The organism is Marinobacter nauticus ATCC 49840, assembly GCF_000284615.1.
Classification (GTDB): Bacteria; Pseudomonadota; Gammaproteobacteria; order Pseudomonadales; family Oleiphilaceae; genus Marinobacter; species Marinobacter nauticus.
Genome location: NC_017067.1, coordinates 1,449,098 through 1,473,695, shown reverse-complemented (window position 1 = coordinate 1,473,695; position 24,598 = coordinate 1,449,098). Strand labels below are relative to the sequence as shown.

Genomic DNA, 24,598 nt, shown 5'->3' with positions numbered 1-24,598 from the left:
ATCCATGACAGACCGCAGCCCAGACAAATCCCACATCGACGCCCCTGAAGTTGCCGCCTGGTGGGCCGAACGGCGCCAGTATCTCGAGCGAATCCGCAAAGTTCCCGAGATTCGACAGCGATTCTGGCGGGAAGTTGCTATCTACCTGTTACGACGTGTGCTGTGGTCTTACGGCTTCTTCCCCATTTTCATTGCCTTCTGGCTGCCCTTTGTCCTGGCCAGCTTCAACCCGGTAGTCATGGCCGGTGACCTGATCCCGCTGCTGCAGGAGTTCCTCAACTCCAATCCGGAGGAACAGGCCACGACCATCAGCACCCTGACGATCGCCTGGCTGTCGATCGGCTCCTTTTTCCTGATATTCGATTTTGTTCTGACCCCGTTCCGGTCTCCCTATCAATATGAAGCCGATGTTTACATGAAGTCCTGGGAGCAACTTAACCATGATCGGCTTCCGGACAAAATGTGATACGACCGGCATTCTGATCAAGTTCAGACACTTTCTGTTACATAACGTTGCAGACAGTGGTTAAGATGAATCCATAACAAAGCATCCGGAACACTTGGATCAAGAGGTTTTGTCATGGTCGATTTCAGGCCGCTGCTGTTTATCAATGCACTTGCGCTCATGCTTCTGGTTACTGCCGGATTCGCATCGGTTCGCAAGGATCTGGATACCACCGACACCACAGCTCCGGCTCTGGCGCAAACCGTGGAGCATGCCACCGCGCCGGAAACCTCAGCCGCGACAGCACCCACAACCCGGATTGAAGCCGAAACACCGGCACCTGAGGCTGAAGAGCCGCTGTTTGCTGATACCCGCGAGACACCATTGGCAGACACTCCGGAGACGCCGAAGCCCGTCGACAACGCGCTTCAGGCCACCGGCGAACAGACCAAAACAGCAGCAAACAGCGAACCGTTCACCGTTGAACCAATGCCCGAAAACCCGGAAATGCTGGCCATGGCCGAACCGGTTTCGGCTATGCGTTCCCAACGCGACGTGCCGGAGACAAAACCGGCGCCCGAGCCTCCGAAAACCGGCACCCTGGTGTTACGCTCCAACGTGGTAGGCGATCAGGTTACGATCAACGGTAAATCCTATGGCGCCACCCGCCTGGACCTGGAGCTGGACCCCGGCCGCTATGACATCACCATCGAAAAGCCAGGATACCAATCCTGGAGCAATTCAGTGGCACTGGAAGCCGGCGACGAACTCACGCTGGTCGGCAAACTGGAAGCCTTCACCACCGTAAGCTACAGGAATGGTGAATGGCGCGGCGGCGTCACCACTGGTGATGGCACCTGGGAAGATAGCACCGGCCTGCGTTATGAAGGCCACTTCGTGGACGCCGAGTTTGATGGTTCCGGTACCGCCTGGTACGCCGATGGAAGCCGCTACGAGGGCGACTGGAAGCAAGGCGAACGGCACGGTGAGGGGCGCTGGCGCTCCGCAGACGGCACGACTTATACCGGCCAGTTCAAGAACGATCAGTTCCACGGCAAGGGCACGCTTACCCTGGCCAACGGCGACATATTGACCGGAAACTGGGAGCAGGGCCGCATGAATGGCCATGGTTCCCTGACCACCGCCGATGGCATGCTGTACGTTGGTGGCTTTCGGAATGATGAATTCCACGGCCAGGGCGCCCTCACCTACCCGGACGGACGCTCCTACGAGGGCGAATTCTCCAACGGCGAATTTCATGGCAAGGGCTCTGAAGTCTTTGCTGACGGAAAGAAATACGATGGCCAGTACATGGAAGGCAAGTTCCACGGCAAAGGCCTGCTGCGCAACCCTAACGGCAGCTCCATCGAGGCTACTTTCCGCCATGGTGAACCCTATGGACAGGTTCGCCTGACAACCGCGGCCGGCGAAGTGTTTACCGCCCGCACCACGGAACCCGGTGTCTGTTATCGGGAGAAGAGTTATCGGGCAACCCAGTGCCCGCAACTGGAAGGCTGGTAATCACCCGGTCGCAGCACCCACGCGTTTGCAGTAACAGGTTGAGGTAGTGACATGGCAATCAAAAATGCTCTGCTGGTGGACGACTCCAAAGTTGCCAGGTTTGCGCTAAGCAAACTGCTAGAGAGTCGGGACATGGAAGTGAACATGGCGGGATCAGCAGAAGAAGCGCTGGATTTCCTGAAGAGCCACGACCGGCCAGACGTAATCTTTATGGATCACCTGATGCCCGGCATGAATGGCGTGGAAGCCACCAAGGCCATCAAGAACAACCCGGAAACGGCCGGTATTCCGATCATCATGTGTACCTCCAAGAAATCCTCGTCCTTTATGGAAGAGGCGCGCAACTTTGGTGTGTACAACATCCTTACCAAGCCGCCTCACAACGAAGGTCTCAACCTGATGCTGGAGCAACTGGCCAGTGACGTCGAGCAGGGGAACGTGCCGGAAGCACCTGCTGAAATGAACGGCCATGACCTGCGCGAGTCAGATGAAGAACCCATGGACTTTCCGGAGGATGCCTCTGTGCAACTGTCGCCAAAAGCTGAAAGCAGCCTGAACGGTCACAGCGCCCCGAATGTGGTGCCTCTGACCAGCGACCTGATTGAGCAGATTGCCCGCTCGGCGGTCAAGACTCATATCAACAACCGGCTGCATGAACTGCTCAGCTCTCTTTTCGACGAGCAGTTCGATCACCTCAAGCGTGCGCTGGACGAAACCCGCAGCAAGCAGGAAGCCACCATCGAGGAGCGCCTTGACTCACTCAGCAAGATGCTGGATGAACGCACCCGCAACCTGCGAGACGAAGTGGCGGCCGAAGTGAACCTGAATCTGGGCCGCGAACTCTCCTCCCTGAAAAAAGAACTCTCCAAAAACGCAGGATTCACCTCCGAGCACATGGCTGAGTTGAAGGATCACATCACCAGCGTACAAACCATCGACACCGAGTTCTGGCAAACCCTGCAGTCGGAAGCCATTCAGCAGGCCCACGAGATATCCCGGGAGACCGCCGAGGACATTGCCCAGCGCACCATCGATCTGTACGTGTCTCAGCAACGCTCGGCCAACTCGCGTATCTATACCGTTGGCCTGGCCATCAGTCTGGGTATTTTCAGTGTAGGCATCGCCTGGTTATCTGGCCTGTTCGGCTAACTGCCCACGAACCTGCTGCCAGTCCTGAGGGGTGTCAACGTCCTGTTGCACCCCGGCTATTTCAACCGGACGGGCTCCGGCCCGGTTCAGAACCACCCCCGCCCCCGCATCGCCCTTAAGCAAAAACAGATCTCCCCAGAGCGATTTCGGAATCCAGGCTGGCACGCCTACCCGCTTGCCATAACTGGCTGCCCAGGGCACCTCTGGCGTCCGCCGGGCCTTTGCGGACAGTCGTCTGAGCCCTTCGGTATCCAGTAAGGGCTGGTCTGCCAACAGCACAAAAACACCCAAAGCAGCGGGAGAAAGTGCCTGCAGGCCGGCAATCAACGACGTCGACAAGCCCTCCCGCCAACGCTCGTTAACCACCCAGCGCGCCGGTTGCCGATTGCAGCGAAAGCGCACCAGAGGGAAGCCTGCGCCCGCAACCACCCACGTCTGCGCCGATAGCTGCCGCGCCTGACCAATAGCGTGCCCTAGCAATGAACCGCCACCTGGCAGCTTCAAAGCCTGCTTGTAACACCCCATTCGTCTCGCCTGGCCGGCTGCCAGCACCAATGCCGGAAACTGCGGATCCTTGATGCTATGATTCGCGTTTATGATGCGCCCCCTGAAACTGCTGAATGCAGCGATTTTTGCTAGAATTCCGCCATCATGCAACCTGACCACGCCGGACCCTCCATGAACCATCTCTTTGTCGACAACCTCACTGTGATTGATTTCGCCTATCTGGATCCCGCTCGAGGCCTGGTTGGCGAAAGCTGGATTGCCGATGTGGTGCTGGGAGGAGAACTGGACGAACAGGGCATGGTATTTGACTTCAGCAACGTCAAGCGCACCATCAAAAGGGTGATTGACGAACGCGTGGACCACCGGTTGGTGATTCCCCGCGGATATCAAGGCCTGCAATGGAGCGAGGACGCGCCCAACACTTTCCGCTGGGCACTCTCTGGCGGCGGTCACATCGAGCATAGCTCGCCGGACGAAGCCGTTGTCTGGCTGTCCTCGGACCGGGTCGTCCCGTCTGCCGTGGCCGCCCTGCTGGAAAAGGAGCTTAAAGCCGTTCTGCCCGGCAATGTCATCTCCGTCGACATCAACCTGCGCGAAGAAGTCATCGAAGGCGCCTACTACCACTATGTTCACGGCCTGAAAAAGCACCTGGGCAACTGCCAGCGCATTGCCCATGGGCATCGCTCCCCGATCCGCATTGACCGCAACGGACACCGGGCCTACGACCTCGAAGAACGCTGGGCGAAGCTCTGGCAGGATATCTATGTAGGCACAGAAGAAGACGTGGCTCGCCGATTCGTGGGCGAGGATGGCATTGGCTATATCACCTTCGAGTATGAAGCCAACCAGGGTGAGTTTGCCCTGACACTGCCTGAGCACCGCGTATACATGCTGGAAACGGACACAACCGTAGAGCTGATTGCCGCCCACATTGCGGACAAACTGAAAGCGGAGTTCTCCGGGGAGGAAATTCAGGTAAAAGCCTACGAGGGAGTGGGCAAAGGCGCTATTGCCATACGGGCCTGAACCGGCCATCCGGGATTGGCGCCCTAAACGGCGCGAATCCCGCCGACCATTCGTTGAGACACAAAAAAACCGCCCGAAGGCGGTTTTTTTGATGGCTATCCGGTGGACTAAACCGTCAAGCCTAATTGGCGTCCCCTAGGGGGTTCGAACCCCTGTTGCCGCCGTGAAAGGGCGGAGTCCTAGGCCACTAGACGAAGGGGACTAGAAATTGGTGGAGCCAAGCGGGATCGAACCGCTGACCTCAACACTGCCAGTGTTGCGCTCTCCCAGCTGAGCTATGGCCCCTCAACGGATGCGTATATTAAGGATCCGCCCTTGGGGCGTCAACACCCGATTCCGCTTTTTTTAAAGTTTTTTGAACATCCCTGTTCTCATCGTTCAATTAACCAACAAACCGCTCATCAAACACCCAGAGCGGCGTATTCCTTCTCTACTTTTTTGGTTTCTTTCTTGGAAAAACCACCCATAACCTCAAGGGCATGACGCAAACGGGAGCGAGTCATGTCCGGGCCCAGCAACGCCATGGAGTCCATCACTGACCAGGAATTGGGCGTTCCGGCAATGGCCACAAAGATCGAGAACATGAAATCGCCCATCTTCAGGTCCATGGCTTTCGCCAACGCCTTGATGTCGGCAAAGATGGTGTCCTTGCTCCAGTGGCGCTGGGCTTCCAGTTTCCAAAGGGCAAACTGCAGCACCCGTTTGATCTGGCTCTCATCCAGCTTGTTATGGGCAAAGTCCTCCGGTTTCAGATTCAGCATGCCGCTGAACATGAACTGGGCCATTGGCGCCACATCGGAAAACACTTCTGCCCTACCCTTGATATGGGGCACCAGGGCTTTCAAGTCGTCCTGGTTAAACCACCACTGTTGCATCCGCGCCATGAACTGCTCGTCGCTCAGCTCCTCACGAATCCACTGGCCGTTGAGCCAACGCAGTTTTTCCACGTCAAACACGGGGCCACCCAGGGACACGCGCTGGATATCAAAGTTCTCGATCATCTCATCCAGAGTGAATTTCTCACGCTCGTCCGGCATGGACCAGCCCATACGACCCAGGTAGTTGGTCACAGCCTCTGGCAAGAAGCCCATACGCTCGTAAAAGTTGATACTGGTCGGGTTCTTGCGCTTAGACAGCTTGCTCTTGTCAGGGTTACGCAGCAGCGGCAGGTGACACAACTCTGGCATATCCCAGCCAAAGTACTGATACAGCAGCTTGTGCTTGGGCGCAGAATTGATCCATTCCTCACCTCTCAGCACGTGGGTAATGCCCATCAAATGGTCATCAACAACATTGGCCAGGTGATAGGTCGGCATCCCATCAGACTTCAAGAGGATCTGGCAGTCCACCTGAGCCCAATCGATCTCAATGGTACCCCGGAGCATATCCTGAATTTCACACACGCCTTCGTCGGGCACTTTCATGCGGATAACATACGGATCACCCGCATCCAGACGGCGCTTTACCTCTTCTTCCGGCAACTCCAGATCGCCCTTGATGCCGGGATTCAGGCCCTGAGCCTTGCGCTCTTCGCGGATAGCATCCAGCTCTTCCGGTGTACGGAAGCAATAGAACGCATGACCAGCGGTGACCAGGTCCTCGGCATACTGACCGTACATGTGCTTGCGCTCAGACTGGCGATACGGGCCGTGGGGGCCGCCAACGTCGGGACCCTCGTCCCAATTCAGACCCAGCCACCGCAACGCTGTCAGAATATCCTGCTCGGATTCAGCGGTACTGCGGGCCTGATCGGTGTCTTCGATGCGCAAAATGAACTGGCCGCCGTGCTGACGGGCAAAGCAAAGGTTAAACAGGGCCACGTAGGCGGTACCAACGTGTGGATCGCCGGTGGGCGACGGGGCAATTCGGGTGCGTACTGTCATGAAACCATCCTGAAAATAAGTGGCCGATTTATAAAGGGCGCATTATAGCGGCCATCCTGAGGTTTCGCATGGGCGGCTTTTGCATCCCCGACACAAACTGTTATATTATAACGTTTCACGTACACGCAGGATTCGATACACCATGCCACAGAATGTCACCCGCCTGGCCCTTGCACTCTCAGCCCTGGCTATAGCAACACCCGCCGCCGCAACCAATGTGGTTGCGTCCATTAAACCTGTCGAACTTCTGGTCAAAGCTGTCGCGGGTGACAGCGTGGAGGTATCAACGCTGGTACCACCCGGCTCCAGCCCCCATAACTACAGCATGAAGCCCTCTCAGCGGCGTGCCCTGGAACAGGCGGATGTCATCTTCTGGGTCGGCCCGGATATGGAAACCTTCCTCAACCGTCTGCTCGGTGGCAAGGAATTCGCTGGCCGGTCGGTGGCTTTCCTGGAAAGCGAAGGCGCTGAATCTGAGCACGACGAGCATCATGATGAGCACAACCATGAGCCTGAGCATGAAGAGCACGATGATCACGGGCATCATGACGAACCCGATGTCCATCACCACGATCACGGCGGCGGCGAAGACCCACATATATGGGTAGACCCGATGCTGGCGCTGGACATGGCGAAAGGCATCCGGAATGTACTGAGCGAACTCGAGGGCGTAAACCCCGAGGAACTGAATGCCAACCTGGAGCGTTTTCAAGCCGAACTGCTCAACAAAGAGCAGAGTATTCGAGCGAGCTTTGCCGGCCTGGATGACATCAGCCTGTTCGCCTATCACGATGCCTTTACCCGCTACGCCGAGCACTATGGGCTGACGCTGGAAGGCGTTCTGACCCTGAACCCGGAACTTTCCCCTGGCGCCCGACACATCGCCGATGTTCAGGCCAAGCTCGAAGCTGCCAATCACCCGTGCCTGCTGACCGAGCCGCAATTCAACCGCCAGTGGTGGCGTTCCATTACCGAAGGACTGAACGTCACCTTCAGCACCTGGGACCCGCTGGCAACCGACATTGAATCGACACCGGCAGGCTACATCGAGTTTCAGCAATCTGTGGCCGATGCGGTTCTCAAGTGCTTACCAGAGCAGGCTCAGTAGCACCGGAATAGAGACCATCGCCAACAGGGTTTGCCCGCTGATGATCCCTGCCATCAGCGGCGCATCCCCGCCAAGCTGGCGCGCCAGAATGTAGGCCGACGTGGCAGTAGGCAAGGCCGCCAACAGCACCGCCACTTGCACCAGCAGCCCCTCCAGCCCGAGCATCCAGGCCAGGCCCGCGGTCATCAGTGGAAACGCCATCAGTTTAAGAGCCGAGGAGACAATAAACGGAACCGAACCGCCACGCAGGGCACTGAGCTGCAAACCAGCCCCCACGCACATCAGCCCCATCGGCAGCGCCAGATTACTCAACGGCTCCAGTATGCCCGCCAGCAAGGGATGAAACCCTACCTGAAAATAGCTCCAGAGCACGCCAATGACCGAACCGACGATCAACGGGTTGGTGACAATCGCCCGAATCACCGCCGCCAGATTGATTTGCTCTCGCCCTGCTACCAGAGCGAACATCAGAATACACAGCAGGTTCAACAACGGCACCATAATGGCCACGGCGATAGCCGTGAGCGAGAGCCCATCATCCCCCAGGAGCATGCCACCCGCGGCCAGACCCACGTAGGAATTGAAACGAATCGCACCCTGGTATACCGAAGAAAACACCGGACCAGACCAGCCCCAGAGCCACTGCGCAGCCACCAGCACCAGCGTCATCGCCAGCAGCATGGCGATAATCAGCATCGCCGTATCACCGTAGGCGGAAGGAGGCAGCCGGGCCTGCCCAAGCTTGAACACCAGCATGGCAGGAAACAGTACGTAATAGGTGAAGCGCTCCGCACGGGGCCAGAAATCACCTCCGGGAAAGTCCACGCGGCGCAAGCCATGGCCCAACATGATCAGCACGAAGACAGGAATCAAAGCCTGAACCACCATTGGCATCACCACCTCCCGACTACCAGACACCAGCCCGTTCACAGGTGCAAGACACTAGCACAGATCTTCGGCAAGTTCGCAGTTGCCATTTTGCTCACCCGGGGGTAGATTCAGAGCTTCTTCAACTCTAAAGGCGAAGTGCAATTCCCGTGAACATTCTGCGTTCAGGCAATTACACGATATCTCTGGCACTGCGGTCCTCCTTCGGGAACACCGGCAGGGCTGCCATCCGCCTCTGATTTCGCTGAATCCACTCTCTTCCCCGTCCGGATTCAGCGCCTAACCAACAATCGATTGTTTACCTGGAGATTGCTATGGCTGAATTGCCACCTATCACTGTTGCAGAAGAAGATTATAACCGTCTCAGCACCTTGCTTGAGCGGGTCGCCGGCCAGTCTGATGTGGCCGATGGGCTGGAAGACGAACTCAGCCGTGCCGACATGAAGCCACTGGCCGACATGCCAGAGGGCGTGGTGACCATGAACTCACGAGTGCGCTTCCTGAACGAAGACACCGGCGAGGAGCACGAAGTGGCGTTGGTGTACCCCCATGAAGTAGGCGACGCCGATCACAAAGTCTCGATACTGGCACCGGCCGGTGCCGCCATGCTGGGGCTGAGCATTGGCAGCAGCATCGAATGGCCCATGAAAGGCCGCAAGCCCATCCACCTGAAAGTGATCGGTGTTACCCGAAACCCATAAGCACTTTCCTTTACAAATATCAGGACTTGATATTTCTCCAAAGGCAGAACGGCCTCCGGTGGTAGCATTTCATCAATGCTAACCGACAGATCAGGAGGCCGTATGGCAGAGCAGCACCACGAAGACTGGGACCCCAGATCAGCCGAGGTTCAGACGGACCAGATCCGCGCCTACGATGCCATGCGCAAGGAATGCCCGGTAGCCTGGAGTGATTACCAGCAGTGGACGTTGTTTCGCCATGCCGATGTCATGCGGGCACTGGAGGATCATCACACCTTCAGTAACGCCGTCTCCGCGCACCTGTCCGTACCGAATGGCATGGACCCGCCCGAACACACCCCTTACCGCAAGGCCATCGAACCCTATTTTGCCCCCGAGCCCATGGCACGCTTTGAACCGGTATGCCGGGATGTGGCCCGGGCGCTGGTACAGACCCTGGACAAAAACAAGCCGCTGGATGTGGTCAATGCTCTAAGCCGCCCCTTTGCACTACACATTCAGTGCGCGTTTATGGGCTGGCCGGATAGCCTGCATCAACCGCTGGCCGAGTGGGTGATGAAGAATCACCGGGCAACCCTCGCCCGCGACCGTGCCGCCATGGCCGACGTTGCTGAAGAGTTTGACGGGTACATCCGCGACCTGCTGGATTCCCGGCGCCAGCCCAATAAGCCTGCGCCAGATGATGTCACCACCCGGTTAATGCGTGAGCAAATCAATGGCCAACCCATGACCGACGAAGAGCTGGTCAGCCTCCTGCGCAACTGGACAGTCGGCGAACTCGCGACCATTTCTGCGAGCATCTCGATACTGACCAACTATCTGGCCCACCACCACGAGTTGCTGAACAACCTTAAGGCCGCGCCAGAGCAGCTCCCCGAAGCCATTGACGAAATCCTGCGAATGGACGCCCCACTCATTTCCAACCGCCGAGTAACCACCCGAGAGGTCGAGATAGGCGGCAGAACCATTCCCGCCAGCGAAAAAATCACCCTTCTTTGGGCATCCGCCAACCGGGACGAAGATGTTTTCGGTAACCCGGACCAGTTCTGCCCACGTCAGAACGCAGCCAGGAACCTGCTCTATGGCGCCGGCATCCATGTCTGTCCCGGCGCCCCCCTTGCACGAATGGAACTCAGGATCTTCATGGAGGAGTTGCTGAAGCAGATCGAAGCTATCGAGCAGGCTGATGGCGAACAGCCTGAGCGGGCGATGTTTCCCACGGGTGGATTTAACTATCTGCCACTGGTGTTCCGCTGATAGCTTTCTCCAGAAAAAACAAAAGCCGCAGCGGAGAACCTCCGGTGCGGCTTTATATTGCGACGGGATCAGTCTTCGATAAACACCAGGCTTTCGTCGGACCCCGCGGCTTCAAGACGCCCGAGAGGCTGCAGATCCAGACCATGCTTTCGGGCGAGGGCCTCAAAGGCTTCCCGGCTCTTTTCGGCCACGCTAACCATCAAGCCACCGCTGGTTTGCGGATCACAGAACAACAGTTTGTCGGCGTCGGTCATACCGGAAATCGCCTTGCCGAACGCCGCCGCGTTGCGGTGGGTGCCACCAGGGATGCAATCGGCATCAATATAGGGCTTCAGATTTGGCAGCACAGGCACAGCCTTGCGGCTAACCGTGGCCTTCAGGCCGCTGCCCCGGCAGATTTCCAGCAAGTGCCCGGCAAGACCAAAGCCGGTTACATCGGTCATGGCATTGACACCATCCACCTCAGCAAACACTTCGCCAACCTTATTGAGGGTCGCCATGTTCTCCACCGCCACGGCCAGGTCTTCAGGAGTAACCTTACCTTTCTTGGAAGCACTGGTGAGAATGCCGACGCCCAGTGGCTTGGTGAGATACAGCAAATCGCCCGCTTGAGCGGTATCGTTTCGGATAATACGGTCAACAGCCACCTGGCCAGTCACCGCCAGCCCGAATATCGGCTCCGGTGAATCGATGCTGTGGCCACCGGCCAGGGCGATACCTGCCTCGGCACACACGGCACGCCCACCATCGATTACCTTGGCGGCAATTTCCGGTTCCAGCTCATTGACCGGCCAGCCCAGAATGGCAATAGCCATCACGGGCTTTCCGCCCATGGCATAGACATCGCTAATGGCATTGGTGGCAGCAATACGGCCGAAATCGAACGGGTCGTCCACCACCGGCATAAAGAAATCGGTGGTGCTGATAATGCCAAGGCCGTTACCCACATCGGCAACCGCAGCATCGTCTCGGCTGCTGTTGCCCACCAGCAGTCGCGGATCGTGAAATTCGGGAGCATCAGTGTGAAGGATGCGGTCCAGAACGTCCGGAGCAATCTTGCAGCCACATCCGGCACCGTGGCTGAACTGGGTCAATTTGATCGACAAAGCGTCTTCCTTCTTTCGGTTGAGCAACTCGGTTATCGTCAGGATACGCAACAGTCTACAATGCAGCTCACTCTCCGGCCACCAAATGCGTAGGAACCACCATGACCACCCCGAACAACCAAGGCCCCGCGACTCGCATCATACACAATCGCCGCCATAAGGATGCCTTCGGCAGCCCCTACTCGCCGGTTTACAACACCACCACCTACCGGTTTGAAAACACGGCAGACTTGCTGGATGTGATTGAGGGGCGAAGCGACGGTAACCTGTACACTCGCTGGGGCACCAACCCGAGCATCCAGGAACTGGAACAGGGACTGGCCGGGCTCGAAAATGCTGAAGCAGCACTGGGGTTTGCCTCCGGCATGGCGGCAATTTCGGCAACCCTGCTGGCCCATGGCCGTAATGGAATTGTGTGTGTAGGCGATCTGTATGGGGGCACACAGGAACTACTGAAGAATCACTGCCAGGCGCTGGGCATTCCAGTGACCTTCCTGTTCCGTGAAGAGCAGGACCAACTGGCGGAAACACTGAACGAACCGGGCAAGCTGGTCTATTTCGAAACCCCGGCCAACCCGAACATGGCGATCCTGGACATTCGTACCATCGCTGAAACGGCCCACCAGCACGGCGCGCTGGTGGCGGTGGACAATACGTTCGCCAGCCCCATCAACCAGAAACCGCTGGAACTGGGCGCAGACCTCGTCTTGCACAGCGCCACAAAATACCTGGGTGGCCACAGCGACCTGACCGCCGGTGCCCTGATGACCTCTGCAAGCCTGGCAAAACCCGTGGTCGCCTGGCGCAAGAACCTGGGCCAGCTGATTGCCCCGGAAACCGCCGCCCTGCTCTCCCGCAGCTTGCGCACGCTGCCATTACGAGTGCGCCAACACAACGAGAACGCCATGGCAATCGCTCAAGCGATGGAACAACATCCGAGAATCACCAAAGTACACTACCCGGGCCTGCCTTCCTTCGAAGGCTACGACCTGGCCAAACAGCAGATGACCGGCTTCGGCGGCATGCTCAGTATTGAAGTGGACGGTGGCCAGCAGGCAGCCGAAAAAGTGGCGGACTCCCTGAAAGTCTTCCTGCTCGCCACCAGCCTGGGCGGCGTAGAAAGCCTGGTGAGCCAACCGAGCGCCACCAGCCATCACGGCCTGAGCCGGGAAGAGCGCCTCAAACGGGGCATTGGCGATGGCATGCTGCGTCTGTCAGTCGGGCTCGAGGATGCAGCCGATCTGATACAGGACCTGAATGATGCCCTTACACAAGGGTGTTAACGCCCCTGTAGCATGAAGGTTTCGTACTCAAGTTCATCGAACTTGCGGGACAGCAGCGCCAGTCCAACCAGAGCTGAGACCAGGGTAGCCGCCGCATAGCCGTATCCGTAAAAGGCGGCGCCCAACTCAATGGTGATCAGTGTGAATACGATATTGGTACCGAGGAACAGGGCGCAAAGAATCAGGTTTATCCCCCGGGCATCGAGATAAAACAGTACATTCTGTATCGCAAGAAGAATCAACTGCATGGCCACCGCAATCAGGAAAATGTGGAACAGTGGAAGGTACAGTGTGGAGATACCCAGGGCAGAGAGAATTTCCTCCCCCCACAGGAACAGAATGATCACCGTCATTCCCTGCACTTTGATGATCTCATAAATGCCGTTTCTGGCGACCAGAACCATGTCATCCCGAAACCGGTTGATTCGCTCCAGGGTATCGCCCTCACGAACGGCGTTATAAAACCGGTCGTATGCTTCGGAAAAATCGGTTTCCATTCGCACCAGAAAAACCGCCATACCGGGGATGATCGAAAGGTAGGCAAGAAAAATGGGAATGTCATAGATAATCGACGCTCTCAAAAGCCCGATAATCGGCTCTGAGGTTTCCGGCACAAACCAGAAGATCAGCTTGTCGGCCCATACCGCAGCATTGAAGAGCAGCCCGGTAAAGATCAGGGTGGGAAAGATCTGGGCACGCCTGGTGAAGTCAAACCGGATGAGCGTGGTACCCGGATACTGGCGGATGATGGTGTAAAAGAAACTGAAAAACAAAAGGCTGTGGCCCAGCAGCAACCCCAGCAAAAACCCTTCAATGCCGAAATCACGCAACTGCACCGAGGCAACGATAGCAACCAGATACCCAAGCGCGAAGACAACAACAATACGACGATAGGACTTCATGCTGGAGAGAAAAATGGTAACCGGCCAAAGGTTACACAGCACCACAAAATTCGCCAGCATCAGGAGCCGGTATAGATAACTGGTGCCCGGCATAAACCAGATAGCAGCAACAACGCCGAGCATGAAAGACGCGGCGGTTGAAACCCAGATAACCCCCATGAGGTTGGGCAGTATCAGGTTACGCTTGGACTCGTAGAGCCTGTCTGCGACCCAGCGCGTGAAAACGTGCTGAAACACCCCGGAGAGAATCAGCGAGAACGCCATCAGATAGGTGACCGACACCAGAAACTGGACCACGAATCCCTGATTTGCCTCGAGCGCAAAACTCAGGACCCCGATGATCATAACCCCGAGCACCGACAGCACCCAGGGCCCCGAGCTGATGATGCCCGCAAGACCATAGGCGCCCAGGAGGTTCACAAAGCTTTCCCGCCGGAGTATTCGCCTCAGCTCAAAACCGATACCCGCCACTAACGCTCTCCCCCACTCGCCGGATTCAACGACGCCTCATAGAGGCGGCGGTATTGATCGAACATACTGTCCAAAGTGTAATAGCGTGATACCCGCTCCAACCCCGCGGCCTGGGCTGCCCGCCAGGCCTCACTATCCGTCAGCAGATGAATCGCTTCCCTGGCTGTCGCTTCAGGGTCGGCGATCGGAACGACAGCGCCCGAGGCACCCAAAGCCCGATCCTCATCACTCATTCCCTCAATGAGTTCACGGCAGGCGCCGACATCCGTGGCAAGGCACGGCAGCCCCGCGGCATTGGCCTCAAGTATGACCAACGGCAACGCCTCGGAGATCGAGGTAAGCACCATCAAACCCAGTTGGGGCAAAATCTCGCTGACATTCTGAAAACCCAGGAATTTAACGCGGCCTTCCAATCCCAGGCTGGTCACAAGGTTACGACACTCAGCCACATAGGCGGGGTCTTCATCCTCCGGCCCGACGATCCATCCTTCAGCCTCGGGCACTTGCTCCGAGACACTTCTCATCGCCCGGATGAAGGTTTTAATGTCCTTGATCGGGACGACGCGGCCAACCAGCCCAAGCACCTTGGGAATGGCCTCCGACCGCTGCTCCCGTGGTTCCCTGAAACGCTCAGGATCGATCCCGTTCGGGATAATGCAGGTTTTTTCCGGCGAAGCCCCGTCCTGGTGCTGGCGAGCCTGGTTACCGGAATACAGCGAGACAATGCTGTCGGCCTTCTGGTAAGCCAGCCTTCCCACCACCTCGAAGAAGCGTATCCAGAGACGCCGGATATAGCCCAACTGGTCGTTAAGTGCCGCACTCACCTGGTCCTCCGGATCGTCAATCCATTGTGCCTGGGATAGATCGATCTTTCGTTCTTTGGTGTAAATGCCATGCTCACTGATCAGGTAAGGTATACGGTATCGGTCGCTCACCATTGCACCGAGCAGACCGGCATACCCGGTTGAGATAGAGTGCACCATCTTTACCCTGGGCATGTTCTTCGCAATCTCTGCCAGCGTAAACAGCGGCGCGTGCATCGTTCGGATCGTCCAGAAATAGTCAACAAAAGAGGGTTCGGTGCAGTAGGCACGGAAACTGTCTTCAATGACCTGCCAGCTCTCCCGGCTGTACAAAAAATCCTTGCGGGTAATCCCCCCGGGCTCACCCAGGTCTCTGAATACCTGCGTGAGCACCTCCTCGGGCACCGCCTCATTGGCCTTGAAACTCTCGTGCAGCCGCCGCTGACTCTGGAAGGCCCGCTTGTTTCCGTCCCTCGGCCTCGGCTTTTCCCGAACCTGGGTGTCCATCAGGTAGTGGCACTCCAGATGGGTGACATTATCCGGCAGGGTGTATTGCTGCTTTCCGTAATGGCTGGGATCGCCCCCCAGAAAAACCAGGGCAAACCGGTATTCCGGAAGTCCCGAGATCATCTGGTGTACCCAGGAAGACACGCCTCCCCGTATAAACGGATAGGTGCCTTCTAACAGCAATGCGATGTCCGCGATATACGGCTGCTTTCGTTTGAACAAACTCATAACCAGGCTTCGAGAAGAGGAGTGATCGCCGGATGATTGTGACCATGGGCGCACCGGGCCAGATAGAACCTGACCCGCTGGTAGTCCTTGGCCAGAAACGCGATTTCAGCAAGATAAGGCAGGATGTGTTCCTGACGGGCGCCATTATCAATAGCGACTTCGAAGGCATCACGTGCTTCTTCGGGCCGCCCCAACGCCAGTTCCACCCGCCCCAGGAGCTGCCAGTCCGAGGGCTCGTCATAGGTGGCAACCAGTTTCACCAGGAGGTCCCGCGACTTTTCCAGGTAGTACTGCCTGAGACTGCCCTGAGCCAATCCAAGATAGGCGGTTTCCCACCAGGTTTGTGCCAGACGGCGATTCATGCGCTCGAGCGCTTTCGGGTCAGCGGCTTCCGTCACCTGGCTCTGCAGGCGCTCAGCCTCCTGCACCAGTGCCTTTTCCTTCTGCTCCAGCATGGAATACGCCAGCAGCCGGACATCATCAACCGGATCCTTGAGTGCCTCCCGGAGAATATCAACTCCCTCCCGGCCTTCCATCTGTCGGCTGGCCAACAAAGCTTTCAGGCGTTTACCCGGATCACTCGCCTCTCTCAGAACCTGGCGCAAACCACCCTCGGTATAGACAACCTGACTGCCCATATCGGTAGGCCGGAAAGGCAACTCAGGGATGGGCACCTGCTGCCACGGGAGTTCCCGGTTCGAGCGCGGGAGATACAGCGCGAGCAGAATACCGACAAACACGCCAAGACTGCCCACCAGGGGAATCGCAAACTGCAGCGAAAACAGAAAGACTGCGGGCCGCCAGCGCTGTTTTCGGTAACGTTGAGGCATGAGGACCAGCAGAGCAAGCGTAAACACCACGCAAGACAAAGCATGGGCAACGACATAACCACCCACTGCCCGAACCGAATCCTCACCGGTAAACAGTGCAACCGCACCACCCAGTTCTGAGACCAGTCCAAACGGTAACAACCAGTAGCTAGTCAATCGCGCCACCCTCACGAGCCAGCCACTCTGCGACCTGGGCTTCCGTCTTTACCACCAGTGACTGCTGACTGGCAAAATCCCACAGTGAACGGCCCGCATTTTCCCGGATATCCAGTTCCAGTCGATGCAGATACCCGGCAAGCCCCAATTCATCGGTCAGTGGCATCAACAGGACCACGCTGGGGCTCTCGTTCGCTCGGTTAACGGCAATCACATCAAGCCCCCGCAGCAAGCCGGTCATCCTGTCCGCGAGGGTTGCCAGATCCTGCTCGTTCACTTGTAGCTTAAGCAGCACGGAAGGCAAGCCAAAGGCCTCTGCATCTCTGGCTGCGCGACGCGCCTGGGAACACAGGCTCTGCCACTCATGAGAACCTGCCATCGTCTGATCCCGTTGGCACAGCATATCCGCCATATGCCCGGCAAGAATCGCCATCAAACGAAGCGTCCGGTTCTGGAAACTGAAGAATGGAATGGACTCCACCACACAGAGCGCCACCAGGTCATCGGTAGAACTGATCAGGGGGATCACAACCGGCAAATCGGTATCCAGTTTTTTCAGGTGTTTGCGGAACTCTGTCTGCACCGACACCAGAGTTCTTTCCTGCATGGCATATCGAATCAGCGGATCGGACTCCGAAACCGCCTCATAGTCGCCAACCGTGGCCAACGCTTTCGGTTGAATGTTTCGGTTTCCTTCCACCGCCAGTATGGCGGCCGTCTGGAGCTGGCCGTATCGAGCCAGAACCCGCAACATCAGGGCCGCGCTTTCTTCATTCAAACCCTCGGAGCGGGTCTGGGACAGTTCGCCATACAGTCGTCTCAGCGCTTCCCGCAGGCTGCCGGAGCTCCCGGCTAACTGTTGCTCAAGACGATCATGGGACACCTTCATCAGGTAGAAGTTGCGGGTAAATTCTTCCAGGCGCTGGAGACTGTATTCGTTAACTGCGTTGGCCCGGCGCAACTGACGTTCCCAGTAGTCCCGGAACTCCCCGGCCAGCAGCCCACACGCCAGCATGCCGGCGGCCCATCCCCACGGATAAGCCGTGGCAGCGGCCTTGTCATAGTGCCACCCAGCCACAAGCAGCACCAACAGACTCGACATCAGAGCCGGGAAAAAGCCGTAGCGCAGGCCAATCAACAAGGGCGCCAGAACCGGCCACGCAAACGTATTGCCAACGTGGAGCGGATCGTCAGGTCGCAGCCAGAAGCCTGCCGCGAGAAACAGGCCTGTGACCAGAACGACTTCCAGCCATTTCAGCCAGCCATGCACCTCGGTGGCGGGCCCCGATTGTGCCACTGTCGTAGTTGCCCGGGTGTCCTGCATCAGTATCAGTCTTCGCCGCGAACCAAAGGCATGGCATCAATGAGATCCTGAAGCACCTCACGCCCAACCGTTCCGAGACTCTCCCGCCCCCATCCCGTGCGAGCTGCTGTTCCGGACCAGACGATGGTGTTACTGCCAGAGCGTCTGACAATCATTGTCACGCCAACCGCGGGTTCGCTGTCGAAACCCGCCTTATAACGCCATTCTTCCACCGTTCCCGTGACGATAAGATCAGCCCCGTCCCGATCCGCCATGTCCATCGCTTCAGCCTGACGAGCCTGACTCTCATACATCAGTGGATTCTGGTCTTCGGGCAAGTACAGCTCTACCCGGCCAGCCCCCTCCGCTCGCAGAATGGCAACCGCGATACTGGCGGCCCGATCACCAGCCTGAGGGGTCTCCGAGAGATTAACAAAAGGCACAACCGCCACTTGCTCCGCCAGGCTGACAGGCGTGTCACCCGATTCCGTGATCAGGGTAGAACAACCGCTCAGGGCGACAAACAGTAGCCCCAGCAGCAAAGGTCGAAAAAGAATCATCGGTTTTCTCCCGCAGTTTTGAAAAACAAGGTATAGGTAACACGTGCGTCCAGCGAGCTGTCTCCACTCAGACTATCCGACGCATAACCGGCAGATAGCGCGATCTCGTCATCCCCGAATAGCGACCAGCTTACACCGCCGCCAAGCCCGTACTCGACGGTATCGGTGGAAAGAACATAGCCGGTGTTCACATCCAGGAACCAGCCTGGCTGAGCCTGTTGCTCGAGCAACGAGTGAGGTGAATGCTCTTGCCACCGCATACCGACAGACAGGCGCTCGTAGTGTTCGGTGAGCAATTCACCGGTCTGGAGCGGTCGTTCAAACAGCGATTGCACTGAGCCTTCCAGGCGTTCTAGTCGATTCAGATCCTGCAGCACATATTCCGCGCGCACACTCCAATCCGGATAACGGCGAGCCAAGAGATGACTACCGAATACCTCAAGTCGCTGCCCCTCCGCCACGCTACTTTGCGAACCGACATCAAATGACAGTGATTCTAACCGCGCCCCAACGGTCGTTCGACTGTCTGGCTGGTAAAGGCCCTCAAACGAAGCGCGATCCCTGGAAACCAGCCACCAGGCTTCTGCCGAATCGGTCGAACGCTCCCCCGAATGATACCCCATTGCCATCTGCCACCGGCCCAGTGGTTGGAACCGGGCCTCAAACTTTGTACGCAATTCATCGCCGTCAAGACGCCCCACGTGCCCGAGTCCAGCCGTAAACAACCAATCTGTGGCGTTATTCTGAAGTTCGATCATGGCCTCCCTGGACGGTTCGGGAGCCTTCCTGAATCTCGTGTCGTCGCTGGCATCAACGCGGGCCGCTCGCCCGGTCAGCCGATAGCGTTCCGAACTGTAGTCCCAAGCGCCGAACCAATGATTCACAGCCATGTCGCTGATGCGCTCCTGCTGCCAGCCCAACTGGGCAGCCCGGTTCTCGGAACCAAACACCGGTTGCACCCTGTATCCGGAGGAAAGCTCATCAGGGCTTCTTTGCCGTGACGGGGTTCTTGGCTCGACGCGTCGAGGAACCTGTCGAGCGGCAAGACGTCTGAGATGAAAAGCACTCGCCTGATCGCCAAGACTCTGGGCGAGACCCGCCTGCTCCTCAAGGGCGCGGGGCTCAACGGCATTCTCCGTTCGCCACTTCTGTAACCAGTACCTGGACCGCTTATCCTGACCAAGTGCCGAGTATCCATACCCAAGCAACGCATACTGTCTCTGCCCGGATTGCGATGACAGTTCTGTCAGAATGGCATTCAGCTTATCGCTCTCGCGCTGAGGTTCTGCCACCAGCAGCCAGCCCCACGCGCTGAGGATGTCCTCGCTTCCAGGATTCAGACGCAGCGCCTGTCGATAGGCCTTCTCTGCGTCATCAGCCTTGCCCCGCTGCTCAAACAGTCGCCCCCGGAATGTCCAGTAAAGGCCATCCTGACGGTGGGCCGGGTCTGACTGCCACTGCGCCAGCGTACGCTCCAACGCCTCCCACTGCCCCGTATTCGCCTGTGCATCGGCAAGAATAGGGATGTAACGGGCATTCCCGGTACGTTGAAACCGGTACCTGGCGAGCTCCGCAACACGCTCATAATCCCCGAACTGCGCGGCCAGGCCGATTAGCCGATCCGCCACACCAGGTCCATGCTGCCGCCAGGAACCAGCCATCAATTGCGAATACTCAGCGCGGATCTTGTCGACATCCCCCAGCATGGTCAGAAGGTCCAGCCGCATCAGCTCTGCCTCTGCAGCGAACTCCGGATTCTGGAACGATACCGACAGGGTTTCGAACGCTCGCTCTACGCGCCGGGTTCGCCAATACAGATTGGCCAGAACCAATCGGTCTCCCTCACTGAGCACATCCTGCCGTTCGAACAGGGCAATGGCGTCTAGATAACGATTGTTGTTGACGTACAACTGATACAGGCGGTCCTTGAACCCGGCGACGGAGGGATACTTTCGCTGTGCTTCCTCAAGCACCGCAACTGCCTTGTCCAGCTCCACCGCTCTGGTATAGGCATCACCAAGCACAAGGTAACCATCGGCCCCAAGCTCACCTCTTGCCCTCGCCGTCTCGAGAATTTTCACCAGTTCAGGCCAACGAAACAGTTCCTGAGCAAGCGCTGTTGCGCGCTGCATTGCCTCGGGGTGACCGGCAGAAAGATAAAGCGACTGCCAGCGGGCCAGGGCTTTCTCCGGCTGCCCTCGCCACTCCAATACCCTGGCGGCCCAGATTCGATCCTCAGCCACGGCCGCCGGCATCCCGGCAACGCGCTCAGCCGTCATTGCCGCCTGGGCCAGATCTCCTTGCCCCAACTGCAGGGCTCGCAAACGACGGAGTTCGGTGATATCGGCCGTATACTGTCGCACCAACGACTCTAGCCATTGTCGTTCCAGACCGTCTTTGCCCGCCAATCGGGCCAACTGAATGGCCTCTTGCAGCCCCGCGGCTCCGGGAGACATCAGATTCCGGGCCTGAAAGGTATCCAGCGCGCGGACGGGTTGACCGGAGGCAAGGTATAGTCGCACCAGCTCCCTGGCCGCTTTGTCCTGCTCCCCAGCGGGTAACTGGTCGACTATACCGGCAAGGGTTTCCGCAGCGCCTGCCGGGTTCCCGGCTGCGACCTGAGCATGTCCTAGCGACATCACTAACCACAACCGGTCTTGCCCCTCCGCTGATGAAATCAACGTCGGCAGCAAACTCAGTTGCTCATCCGGCGTGAGCCAGCCTAGCACCGTCTCGACGCTCCTGTGTACGCGGGGATGGGCCCCTGCGCCCCCAAGCAGCCGCTCAACCAGAACCAGCAGGTCAGCCTTTCGCTCAGCGCGGGTAGGCTCATCAGTCGCAGCCGCCAGTTTCTGAATGGCCAACGTCAAGGCCAGCTCCACGGCTTTCGGCGACACTGTCGGCTCATGGAGCAAGGGGCTCAACGTTGCCATGGCCTGTTCGGATTCACCAACATCCGATTGCATCTGGGCAAGCCGATAGCGCAACTCTTTATTATCAGAATCAGAATTCAGCAACACGGTGAGGTAAGCCAGGGAGAGCGCATCCGGCTTCTCAAGGCTGCCGATCTGGTCAAAAAACGCCTCCCTCGGGTGTACTACGTACAGCAACGCAATGGCCAGCAAGCCCATCACCGCCAACGCCTGAACCCCAAACAGATTGGGACGGGAAGAGCTTCGCCTCACTCAGCTACACTCCACCACAACGTTCGACACCGCTTTACCGGACAACCTGAAAGCCACCGGGCTCAGGCGGGTGGCCGGGTGCTCACTTACCACTCGACAGGATTCAGCGCCACCAAAACGGAACTCCACAGGCACATGGCCATTTGCCGAGACAGTAACGCGCGATGTCGCCCCGGAAACCTGCTCGCGCTCCCAACGGGTCAACCTGGCATTGGCAGACTCCAGATATACGCCCTGAGGGGCGACCTCACTCACCGCCAGCGCTGCGCCGGGGCCTGTGAGGTGAACGTAATGTCTCTGACCATGCCTGATGAAGCCGGCAACACCGGTGCTTTTTTTCATATCCGGATACAGAGAATCGGGCAGTGTTACGGTCGTTGGCGTGTACACCCCTTTCCAGCGGTATACGCCATCGTCATCCCTGGTCGTAACGCTGTAATAGCGGGCCTGGACCCGCGTGGCGTATTCGCTCAGGTATAGCGGCGAATTTGGCTTGTCCAGCGCATGCTGATAGACCTCATGAAGCGCCTTGATCGATTCCGGGTAGGTGCCGGAGTAAAAGTGATAATAGATCCCGCTGGGTTTCAACCGGTATGGGGCGTCCAGCAGGTCGAAGCTCTCCCGGGCGTTACGATAACCATAGAACGGGCCTGTCCATAGATCGGTGTAGACATTTTCGTTCAGCACGGGCGCATGAACCTGTAGCTCATCCCCCACCAGGCGGGCATCCGGCCAGACCGCCGCGAGGGTAGAATCATATTTCAACGGCCGGGTATTACCACCGTTGACGTTGACCAGCCCCAACTCCCTCACCATTCGCAACGCCGTTTTACCGGGCCGGGCATCACCACTCCACAGAAAGACACGAACCGCTTTATCGTCAGGCGTCAGCTCGTTAACAAAGGCCACCGAACCCGGGATTTCCCTTTTCAGATCCGGTTCGTAGCCCGGCACTTCCATGGCATATCCGTAGGCGGCCTGTTCGGCCGTCGGCGCTTCCCCACCTTCCATCATGCGCCAGAAAAACGGGTGACTGAACGTATGAGAAGCCACCTCGACATTCGGCTCCCGGAAGATCTGCCGCGTAGTCTCCAACGCCTCCCGACTCTCTGCCGGATAGACCCCGCGCTCCGAGACTTCCGCTTCGATGACGGAAACCGTATGGGGAATGGGATAGTGACGGATGATCTTGTCCAGGATCACCTTGATGGCTTGCGGGGTTCCAGGCAGGTTAGCCCGGGAAACCGCTCCATCGCCGTCGATGTGGGCCGTGACGATGCGTCGACCGGCTTCCGTCGTTGCATCCACGCCAGGGTGAATCTCCGGCTTCAATGCATCGGCCATAAACCGTACCGGGTCAAACAGCCAATACGCCGCATTGTCTGGCCCTGGCTCAAACAAAAACGGGCTTAGCGCAACGCCCCCCTCCGGGCGAATAAATACCGGGGAGTAGGATCGCGCGTTCTTGTCCTCAATCAGAATCCATGGTTCATAAGTATCCAGGGCGGACGGCATTGCCAGAGGAACCCGCGCCGGCAGACGATTACCTTCAAACCTGCCAACCGTCTCCTGAAGTGCAGAAACCTGCAGCATCCCCTCCGGGACCCGCATGCGCTGGCCAGAAACGAGTCGCTGACAGGCAGGAGCTGCGGGCATTAACCCCATTAAAACCAATGGCAACTGGTCTTGAACACTATTTCCCAGCCACTGGCACAGGCGGCTATGAGCCGTGCCCGCTTCCCACCAGACAACCACGCCGTGATACCGGTCGAGCACGGGTTCGGATAAAGGAGGTTCCAGAGCAGAGCGGTATACCGGTACAAACCCGAGGTATTCCAGAACAACGCCCAAACGGCTGTGGGCCTGACTCTGATCCGCTTGCTGCGGCGGCAGGTCATGCAACACCAGCACTTGTCGGCGTATCGTCTCTGGCGACGTCGGGCCTAATCGATCCAGCGCCTGGTTGCTGACCACCGGCAAAAGGCCCCGATCGCGGAGACGATCGGCCGTTTCTTGAGCCAACTGTGGCGTCGCTGTGTAATCAATGGCAATAACGGGCTTTTCGGGATATCGAGCCGACCACTCGGCAATACGAGCATCCAGCCATTCCCGATGTTCCTCAGGAACCGGGCGATAGCGACCCGACTCTGGATCAAAGCCCTCGAAGTAGGACTCGAACGCCAGCGCATCCACCTGATCAAGCGCCCGGACTGGCAGATGAAAGCCGCGGTTAATAATCATGACAGCTTCAGGGTACCTATCACGGATATCGGCGATCAGATCAGCCTGCGCTTGCGCGAAGCTCAATGCGTCTACCTTGCCGGCCTCCACCATCAGGTGACTATCGAGCGTGTCGAGAAAAACCCCTTCAAAGCCTCGCATCAACGCCGGCACAACGCGTTTGTCCACGAGAAACCGCCGGACTTCGGGTTTGCGGATATCCAGAATCACGCTCCCCCAGGCCTTGTTGCGACCAACGATCCAGGCCGGATCTACTTGCGGGAAAAGCGCGTGAGATTTGGCAATCTCGTCAACCGCAACGTACGCCAGGGGCGCAGTGCCTCCCCGGGAAAGCAAAGACAGCCGGGCATCTGTGGCCTGATCCGGTTGCAACACCAGCCAGTCGTAGACAAACAGTGGCCCTATAGGTGACTCATGGCCATAATAAAAGCCAACATTTCTGGGGCTCTCGGCGGATAAAACCGGCACATGGAAAAGGAGTGAAAGAACCGTCAGAACTCTGAAAAACGTCATGGAGGCAGCGCAACCAACAAGCCAA

19 protein-coding genes and 2 tRNA genes are annotated in these 24,598 nt (G+C 57.8%); 8 read left to right on the top strand and 13 right to left on the bottom strand.

Features of this window, described 5'->3' with window-relative positions; translation table 11 throughout:
• The first annotated feature begins 4 nt into the window (after positions 1-4).
• From MARHY_RS06775 to MARHY_RS06765, 3 genes are all read left to right on the top strand, one after another.
• Positions 5-466: a hypothetical protein gene (locus tag MARHY_RS06775; protein WP_014421118.1), complete on the top strand. Its 462-nt coding sequence runs from the start codon at positions 5-7 to the stop codon at positions 464-466.
• 114 nt (positions 467-580) lie between these two features.
• Positions 581-1,966, top strand: a complete 1,386-nt coding sequence (locus MARHY_RS06770; RefSeq protein ID WP_014421117.1) for an MORN repeat-containing protein — start codon at positions 581-583, stop codon at positions 1,964-1,966.
• Between the two features lie 51 nt (positions 1,967-2,017).
• Entirely contained in the window at positions 2,018-3,115 is a 1,098-nt protein-coding gene (locus MARHY_RS06765; RefSeq protein WP_014421116.1) for a response regulator, read from the top strand.
• Here MARHY_RS06765 and MARHY_RS06760 read toward each other — a convergent pair.
• Positions 3,095-3,802, bottom strand: a complete 708-nt coding sequence (locus MARHY_RS06760) for a nucleotidyltransferase family protein (RefSeq protein WP_081496556.1) — start codon at positions 3,800-3,802, stop codon at positions 3,095-3,097. The two genes, MARHY_RS06765 and MARHY_RS06760, sit on opposite strands and share 21 nt — an antisense overlap.
• On the opposite strand from MARHY_RS06760, the gene MARHY_RS06755 reads away from it, so the two are divergent.
• Entirely contained in the window at positions 3,794-4,648 is an 855-nt protein-coding gene (locus MARHY_RS06755) for a 6-carboxytetrahydropterin synthase (protein ID WP_014421114.1), read from the top strand. The genes MARHY_RS06760 and MARHY_RS06755 overlap by 9 nt on opposite strands.
• A gap of 126 nt (positions 4,649-4,774) precedes the next feature.
• Here MARHY_RS06755 and MARHY_RS06750 read toward each other — a convergent pair.
• The 3 genes from MARHY_RS06750 to gltX form a co-directional block, all read right to left on the bottom strand.
• Positions 4,775-4,850 (bottom strand) — tRNA-Glu (locus tag MARHY_RS06750).
• A gap of 7 nt (positions 4,851-4,857) precedes the next feature.
• Positions 4,858-4,933: transfer RNA gene (locus tag MARHY_RS06745), tRNA-Ala, on the bottom strand.
• Between the two features lie 116 nt (positions 4,934-5,049).
• Positions 5,050-6,531 carry a glutamate--tRNA ligase gene (gltX, locus tag MARHY_RS06740; protein WP_014421113.1) on the bottom strand — a complete coding sequence of 494 codons (1,482 nt, stop codon included), beginning with the start codon at positions 6,529-6,531 and terminating at the stop codon, positions 5,050-5,052.
• A 142-nt stretch (positions 6,532-6,673) separates the two neighbouring features.
• Here gltX and MARHY_RS06735 point away from each other — a divergent pair, with 142 nt between their 5' ends.
• A complete protein-coding gene (locus tag MARHY_RS06735) occupies positions 6,674-7,639 on the top strand; it encodes a zinc ABC transporter substrate-binding protein (RefSeq protein ID WP_014421112.1) in 966 nt (321 codons plus the stop codon).
• Here the strand turns inward: MARHY_RS06735 and MARHY_RS06730 are convergent.
• Positions 7,619-8,533, bottom strand: coding sequence for an AEC family transporter (locus MARHY_RS06730; protein ID WP_014421111.1), 915 nt, complete (start codon positions 8,531-8,533; stop codon positions 7,619-7,621). The two genes, MARHY_RS06735 and MARHY_RS06730, sit on opposite strands and share 21 nt — an antisense overlap.
• 308 nt (positions 8,534-8,841) lie before the next feature.
• Here MARHY_RS06730 and rnk point away from each other — a divergent pair, with 308 nt between their 5' ends.
• Entirely contained in the window at positions 8,842-9,228 is a 387-nt protein-coding gene (gene rnk, locus MARHY_RS06725; protein ID WP_014421109.1) for a nucleoside diphosphate kinase regulator, read from the top strand.
• Between the two features lie 102 nt (positions 9,229-9,330).
• Positions 9,331-10,485, top strand: coding sequence for a cytochrome P450 (locus MARHY_RS06720; RefSeq protein ID WP_014421108.1), 1,155 nt, complete (start codon positions 9,331-9,333; stop codon positions 10,483-10,485).
• Positions 10,486-10,553: 68 nt separating this feature from the next.
• Here the strand turns inward: MARHY_RS06720 and selD are convergent, their stop codons facing one another.
• On the bottom strand, positions 10,554-11,591 hold the full coding sequence (gene selD / locus MARHY_RS06715) for a selenide, water dikinase SelD (RefSeq protein WP_014421107.1): 1,038 nt from the start codon (positions 11,589-11,591) through the stop codon (positions 10,554-10,556).
• 101 nt (positions 11,592-11,692) lie between these two features.
• Between selD and MARHY_RS06710 the strand changes: the two genes are divergently transcribed.
• A complete protein-coding gene (locus tag MARHY_RS06710; protein ID WP_014421106.1) occupies positions 11,693-12,874 on the top strand; it encodes a trans-sulfuration enzyme family protein in 1,182 nt (393 codons plus the stop codon).
• On the opposite strand, the gene pelG is transcribed toward MARHY_RS06710, so the two are convergent.
• The 7 genes from pelG to MARHY_RS06675 are packed head-to-tail and all read right to left on the bottom strand — an operon-like array spanning position 12,871 to position 24,573.
• Complete coding sequence (gene pelG / locus MARHY_RS06705; RefSeq protein WP_011785372.1) at positions 12,871-14,247, bottom strand: exopolysaccharide Pel transporter PelG; 1,377 nt, start codon at positions 14,245-14,247, stop codon at positions 12,871-12,873. The genes MARHY_RS06710 and pelG overlap by 4 nt on opposite strands.
• The gene (pelF, locus tag MARHY_RS06700) at positions 14,247-15,785 is read right to left on the bottom strand and encodes a GT4 family glycosyltransferase PelF (protein WP_014421105.1); all 1,539 of its coding nucleotides are present in this window, start codon (positions 15,783-15,785) and stop codon (positions 14,247-14,249) included. The genes pelG and pelF overlap by 1 nt, the downstream gene beginning before the upstream one ends.
• Positions 15,782-16,780 (bottom strand): tetratricopeptide repeat protein, encoded by a 999-nt coding sequence (locus MARHY_RS06695; RefSeq protein ID WP_226374412.1) that lies wholly within the window; start codon positions 16,778-16,780, stop codon positions 15,782-15,784. Before MARHY_RS06695 ends, pelF begins: the two co-directional genes overlap by 4 nt.
• Positions 16,764-18,095: a PelD GGDEF domain-containing protein gene (locus MARHY_RS06690; protein ID WP_014421103.1), complete on the bottom strand. Its 1,332-nt coding sequence runs from the start codon at positions 18,093-18,095 to the stop codon at positions 16,764-16,766. The genes MARHY_RS06695 and MARHY_RS06690 overlap by 17 nt, the downstream gene beginning before the upstream one ends.
• Before the next feature lie 5 nt (positions 18,096-18,100).
• Positions 18,101-18,634 carry a hypothetical protein gene (locus tag MARHY_RS06685; RefSeq protein WP_014421102.1) on the bottom strand — a complete coding sequence of 178 codons (534 nt, stop codon included), beginning with the start codon at positions 18,632-18,634 and terminating at the stop codon, positions 18,101-18,103.
• Positions 18,631-21,819, bottom strand: a complete 3,189-nt coding sequence (locus MARHY_RS06680; protein ID WP_014421101.1) for a tetratricopeptide repeat protein — start codon at positions 21,817-21,819, stop codon at positions 18,631-18,633. Before MARHY_RS06680 ends, MARHY_RS06685 begins: the two co-directional genes overlap by 4 nt.
• The gene (locus tag MARHY_RS06675) at positions 21,820-24,573 is read right to left on the bottom strand and encodes a bifunctional glycoside hydrolase/polysaccharide deacetylase family protein (RefSeq protein WP_014421100.1); all 2,754 of its coding nucleotides are present in this window, start codon (positions 24,571-24,573) and stop codon (positions 21,820-21,822) included.
• Positions 24,574-24,598 lie beyond the last annotated feature (25 nt).

Coding starts and splice junctions, on each gene's coding strand:
- MARHY_RS06760 (WP_081496556.1), bottom strand. CDS start 3,802: ATGGTTCATGGAGGGTCCGGCGTGGTCAGGTTGCATGATGGCGGAATT.
- MARHY_RS06710 (WP_014421106.1), top strand. CDS start 11,693: ATGACCACCCCGAACAACCAAGGCCCCGCGACTCGCATCATACACAAT.
- gltX (WP_014421113.1), bottom strand. CDS start 6,531: ATGACAGTACGCACCCGAATTGCCCCGTCGCCCACCGGCGATCCACAC.
- MARHY_RS06765 (WP_014421116.1), top strand. CDS start 2,018: ATGGCAATCAAAAATGCTCTGCTGGTGGACGACTCCAAAGTTGCCAGG.
- MARHY_RS06775 (WP_014421118.1), top strand. CDS start 5: ATGACAGACCGCAGCCCAGACAAATCCCACATCGACGCCCCTGAAGTT.
- rnk (WP_014421109.1), top strand. CDS start 8,842: ATGGCTGAATTGCCACCTATCACTGTTGCAGAAGAAGATTATAACCGT.
- MARHY_RS06735 (WP_014421112.1), top strand. CDS start 6,674: ATGCCACAGAATGTCACCCGCCTGGCCCTTGCACTCTCAGCCCTGGCT.
- pelF (WP_014421105.1), bottom strand. CDS start 15,785: ATGAGTTTGTTCAAACGAAAGCAGCCGTATATCGCGGACATCGCATTG.
- MARHY_RS06730 (WP_014421111.1), bottom strand. CDS start 8,533: ATGCCAATGGTGGTTCAGGCTTTGATTCCTGTCTTCGTGCTGATCATG.
- MARHY_RS06685 (WP_014421102.1), bottom strand. CDS start 18,634: ATGATTCTTTTTCGACCTTTGCTGCTGGGGCTACTGTTTGTCGCCCTG.
- MARHY_RS06770 (WP_014421117.1), top strand. CDS start 581: ATGGTCGATTTCAGGCCGCTGCTGTTTATCAATGCACTTGCGCTCATG.
- MARHY_RS06720 (WP_014421108.1), top strand. CDS start 9,331: ATGGCAGAGCAGCACCACGAAGACTGGGACCCCAGATCAGCCGAGGTT.
- MARHY_RS06690 (WP_014421103.1), bottom strand. CDS start 18,095: ATGCAGGACACCCGGGCAACTACGACAGTGGCACAATCGGGGCCCGCC.
- MARHY_RS06755 (WP_014421114.1), top strand. CDS start 3,794: ATGAACCATCTCTTTGTCGACAACCTCACTGTGATTGATTTCGCCTAT.
- MARHY_RS06675 (WP_014421100.1), bottom strand. CDS start 24,573: ATGACGTTTTTCAGAGTTCTGACGGTTCTTTCACTCCTTTTCCATGTG.